Origin of the sequence: Actinophytocola sp., assembly GCF_035634895.1 — a bacterium.
Taxonomy (GTDB): Bacteria; Actinomycetota; Actinomycetes; order Mycobacteriales; family Pseudonocardiaceae; genus Actinophytocola.
Genome location: NZ_DASQCC010000163.1, coordinates 1 through 3,726, shown reverse-complemented (window position 1 = coordinate 3,726; position 3,726 = coordinate 1). Strand labels below are relative to the sequence as shown.

Annotated in this window: 4 protein-coding genes and 1 pseudogene; 3 read left to right on the top strand and 2 right to left on the bottom strand. The window is 72.1% G+C overall.

The genetic code is table 11. The features are described from left to right. A partial coding sequence (locus VET29_RS24565) for an MFS transporter (protein ID WP_324924474.1) occupies nucleotides 1–804 on the top strand: 804 nt, incomplete at its 5' end. Here the strand turns inward: VET29_RS24565 and mshC are convergent. Beyond that, the gene (gene mshC, locus VET29_RS24560) at nucleotides 801–2,039 is read right to left on the bottom strand and encodes a cysteine--1-D-myo-inosityl 2-amino-2-deoxy-alpha-D-glucopyranoside ligase (protein ID WP_324924472.1); all 1,239 of its coding nucleotides are present in this window, start codon (nucleotides 2,037–2,039) and stop codon (nucleotides 801–803) included. The two genes, VET29_RS24565 and mshC, sit on opposite strands and share 4 nt — an antisense overlap. A 127-nt stretch (nucleotides 2,040–2,166) precedes the next feature. Here mshC and VET29_RS24555 point away from each other — a divergent pair, with 127 nt between their 5' ends. After that, entirely contained in the window at nucleotides 2,167–3,345 is a 1,179-nt protein-coding gene (locus tag VET29_RS24555; protein ID WP_324924469.1) for a S8 family peptidase, read from the top strand. A 24-nt stretch (nucleotides 3,346–3,369) separates the two neighbouring features. Continuing rightward, complete coding sequence (locus VET29_RS24550) at nucleotides 3,370–3,588, top strand: hypothetical protein (RefSeq protein WP_324924467.1); 219 nt, start codon at nucleotides 3,370–3,372, stop codon at nucleotides 3,586–3,588. Between the two features lie 15 nt (nucleotides 3,589–3,603). On the opposite strand, the pseudogene VET29_RS24545 reads toward VET29_RS24550, so the two are convergent. Next, nucleotides 3,604–3,726 (bottom strand): annotated as a pseudogene (locus VET29_RS24545) (IS5/IS1182 family transposase); the annotation flags it as partial.

Here is a 3,726-nt window from a genome sequence, read left to right as displayed (position 1 = left end):
ACCACTCCCCTGCTGCTCGCGACCATCGCCGCCACCACGCCGCGCGCCAGGCTGTCCCGGGCGCTCGGCCTGTTCGCTTCACTGCAGGCGGCCGGCCAGACCAGCGGGCCGCTGCTGGGCGGGCTCGCGGCCGAGGCCACCTGGCGGCTGGCGTTCGTCGGTGTCGCCATCGCCGCGGCGGCACTCGCCGTGGTCGGCCTGCCGGACACGCCCGACCGCGGACCGGCCGAGGTCGCCCGGCTGCGGTCGGCGTGGCGGCCGGAGGTGATGCGGGCCGCCGCGGTCGCGTTCGTCGGTTGGGGCTGCCTCGGCGGGCTGACGTTCCTGGTCGCGTTCCGCGCCGAGGACGGCTTCGGCCTGTCCGCCGCCGCGCGCGGGCTGCTGCTGACGGCGTTCGGCGTGGTGGGGATCCTCACCGCCCGGTTCGTCGGCCGCCTGGTCGACCGCATCGGCGGCCGGCGCGGCGCCCTGTTCAGCATGGCGGGGGCCGCGCCGGTCGCGTTGATCGGCCTGGTGCCGTGGCTCCCGGCCGTCGCCGTGCTGTGGGCGCTGTGCGGGTTCTGCGCCCAGTTCGTGCAGGTCGGACTCAATACGCTCGTATTGACAAGCGACCAGAACCCGGCCGGCGCGGTGTCGGTCGTCCAGGCGTTCCGGTTCATCGGCGCGTCCGCGAGCCCGATCGCGTTCACGCCGGTGTACCACGTGTCCCCTGCGCTCGGCTTCCTCCTGCCGGCGGTCCTGCTGGCCGTCGTGACCCCGGTCGCCCTGCTGGCCAGGAGCCGAGCCGGGGTCCGGCGACCCTAGAGCAGCACCCCCAGCAGCGCGTCGACGGCGGCCTGGACCTGCGCGGGAGCCTCGGTGTCCTGGCCGCCCACCGACAGCGCGGCGTCCGTCCACGCGTCGACCGCGGCCAGGGCACGCTCGGTGTCCAGGTCGTTCGACAGGTGGTCACGCAGGCGGGTGATCACGTCCGCCGCCGGTGGCGCAGCGGCTAGGGCGACCGCCGCGCGCCAGCGGGCCAGGCGGGCCTCCGCGTCGGCCAGGACCGCTGGCGTCCACGGCCGGTCCGACCGGTAGTGCCCGGACAGCAACCCCAGCCGCGTGGCCATCGGGTCGACCTTGTCCGCACGCAGCCGTGACACGAACACCAGGTTCCCGCGCGACTTGGACATCTTCTCGCCGTCCAGGCCGATCATGCCGGCGTGCGCGTAGTGCCTCGCGAACGGGTGCTCGCCGGTCAGGGCCTCGGCATGCGCCGCGCTGAACTCGTGGTGCGGGAAGATCAGGTCCGACCCGCCGCCCTGCACGTCGAACCCCATGCCCAGCCGGTTCAGGGCGATCACGCTGCACTCGATGTGCCAGCCGGGCCTGCCGGGACCCAGCTCGCTCTCCCAGCTCGGCTCCCCCGGCCGCGCCGCCCGCCACAGCAGCGCGTCCAGCGGGTGGCGCTTGCCGGGCCGGTCGGGGTCACCACCGCGCTCGGCGAAGTACCTCGCCATCTCCTCCGGCGGGTACTGGGACACCTCGCCGAACCGGCCGGACGCCAGGTGCGCGAAGTAGATGTCCGGGTACTCCTGGTCGGCCACCCGGTAGGCGACGCCGTCGGTGAGCAACTTCGCCACCGACTCGACGATCTCCGGGATGGACTCCACCGCACCCAGGTAGTCCCGCGGCGGCAGGACCCGCAGCGCGGTCATGTCCTCGCGGAACAGGGCGGTCTCCCGCATGGCCAGCACGACCCAGTCGTCCTGGTCGCGTTCCGCGCGCTCCAGCAGCGGGTCGTCCACGTCAGTGACGTTCTGCACGTAGTGCACGTCATGGCCGTTGTCCAGCCACTGCCGGTGCACCAGGTCGAACGCGAGGTAGGTCGCGGCGTGCCCCAGGTGGGTGGCGTCGTACGGGGTGATGCCGCAGACGTACATGGTCGCCGTAGGACCGGGCGTCGTCGGGCGGACCTCGCGGGCGGCGGTGTCGTAGAGCCGCAGCGGGCGGGGGGTCCCGGGAACCCTGGGCACGGGTGTGGATGGCCAGCTCTGCATGGTTCCGACGATAAACGTCCGCTGGGGGAAGTTGATCCGGCCTCGATCATGTGACCCCCGTTACACCACATGCTGGGATCCCGAACCTTCTACAACGCACTTTCGCAGGGGAAGAAGGTTGACCGGCATGACAACAGCACAGGACGGCACCACGGGCAGATACCTGGTCCTCCTCGAGGACGACTGGTCCACCGCGACCGTGGAGCTCAACCGCGTGGCTGGCATCCGCGCGGAGAGCTCCGCCGAGGCCACCGGCAACGACCCGCTCTGGGACGCCGAGGGCCTCGTGATGCACGAGCTGGGCGTCGCGCTCGTGTCCGCCGACGCCGACCAGGTGACCGCGCTCGCGCAGGCCGCGGACGAGCCGGGCCCCATCGCGCTGATCGAGCCGGAACGCTTCGTCCAGGCGATCGAGCCGACCGCGCCGACCGCCGAGGCCGAGGCCACGGCCGTCGACGAAAGCGTGTTCACCTGGGGTCTCCAGGCCGTCGGCGCGCCCAACAGCAGGGCGACCGGCAAGGGCATCAAGGTCGCCGTGCTCGACACCGGCTTCGACCTGCACCACCCGGACTTCGCCGGGCGGACGATCGTGTCCAGCTCGTTCGTCCAGGGCGAGGAGGTCCAGGACGGGCACGGGCACGGCACGCACTGCGTCGGCACCTCGTGCGGGCCTCGGGAGGTGGACTCGGGTCCCGGCTACGGCGTGGCCTACGAGGCCGAGATCCACGTCGGCAAGGTGCTGAGCAACGAGGGCTCCGGCGCGGACGGCGGCATCCTGTCCGGCATCAACTGGGCCATCACGAGCGGGTGCGCGGTCGTGTCGATGTCACTCGGCGCGGCGACCCAGCCGGGCCAGGCGTACTCGCGCACGTTCGAGCGGGTCGCGAACCGGGCCCTGCAGAAGGGCACCCTGATCATCGCGGCCGCCGGCAACGAGAGCGACCGGAGGGTCGGCCGGATCAACCCGGTCGGGCACCCGGCGAACTGCCCGTCGATCATGTCCGTCGGCGCGGTCGACTCCGGCCGCAGGATGGCGTACTTCTCGTGCGGAACCGTGGACACCATCGGCGCGGTCGACCTCGCCGGGCCGGGGCTGGACATCTACTCCAGCTGGCCCACACCGCTGCGGTACAAGCGGATCTCGGGCACGAGCATGGCCACCCCGCACGCCGCCGGGACCGCCGCGCTGATCGCCCAGGCCACCGGCGCACGCGGGTTCGAGCTCTGGGCGCGACTGTCCCAGACGGGACGGCGGATGCCTTTGCCCAGCACCGACGTTGGGGCAGGATTGGTCCAAGCGCCCTGAGGACCGGTTCGTCGAGGAGGCCACGTGGCGGAGGAGCAGGTGGTCATCTCGGTGGCCGACGACCAGGTGGGCGACATGGCCACGGTGGTCGACGCGCTACGGCGGGCGGGGCTGCGCGTGGCCGAGGTGCTCGACAGTGTCGGCGTCGTGACCGGCACGGTCGACGGGGATGCGCTGGACTCCCTGTCGACCGTGCCGGGCGTCGCCGAGGTGGAACGCTCACGCGAGTTCCACCTGGATTAGGGCGTGTCCCGTGGATCATGGAACGGGGTCTTTGAGCCAGATCCGGATGGAGGCGACGTCGATGGTGGCCTGGTACATGAAGTCACGCTTGTCGTAACGGGTGGCCACGGCCCGGAACCCCTTGAGCTTGTTGATACA

What these genes read in the sequence shown, in the direction of transcription:
- mshC (WP_324924472.1), bottom strand. Translation starts at nt 2,039, where the DNA reads ATGCAGAGCTGGCCATCCACACCCGTGCCCAGGGTTCCCGGGACCCCC.
- VET29_RS24555 (WP_324924469.1), top strand. Translation starts at nt 2,167, where the DNA reads ATGACAACAGCACAGGACGGCACCACGGGCAGATACCTGGTCCTCCTC.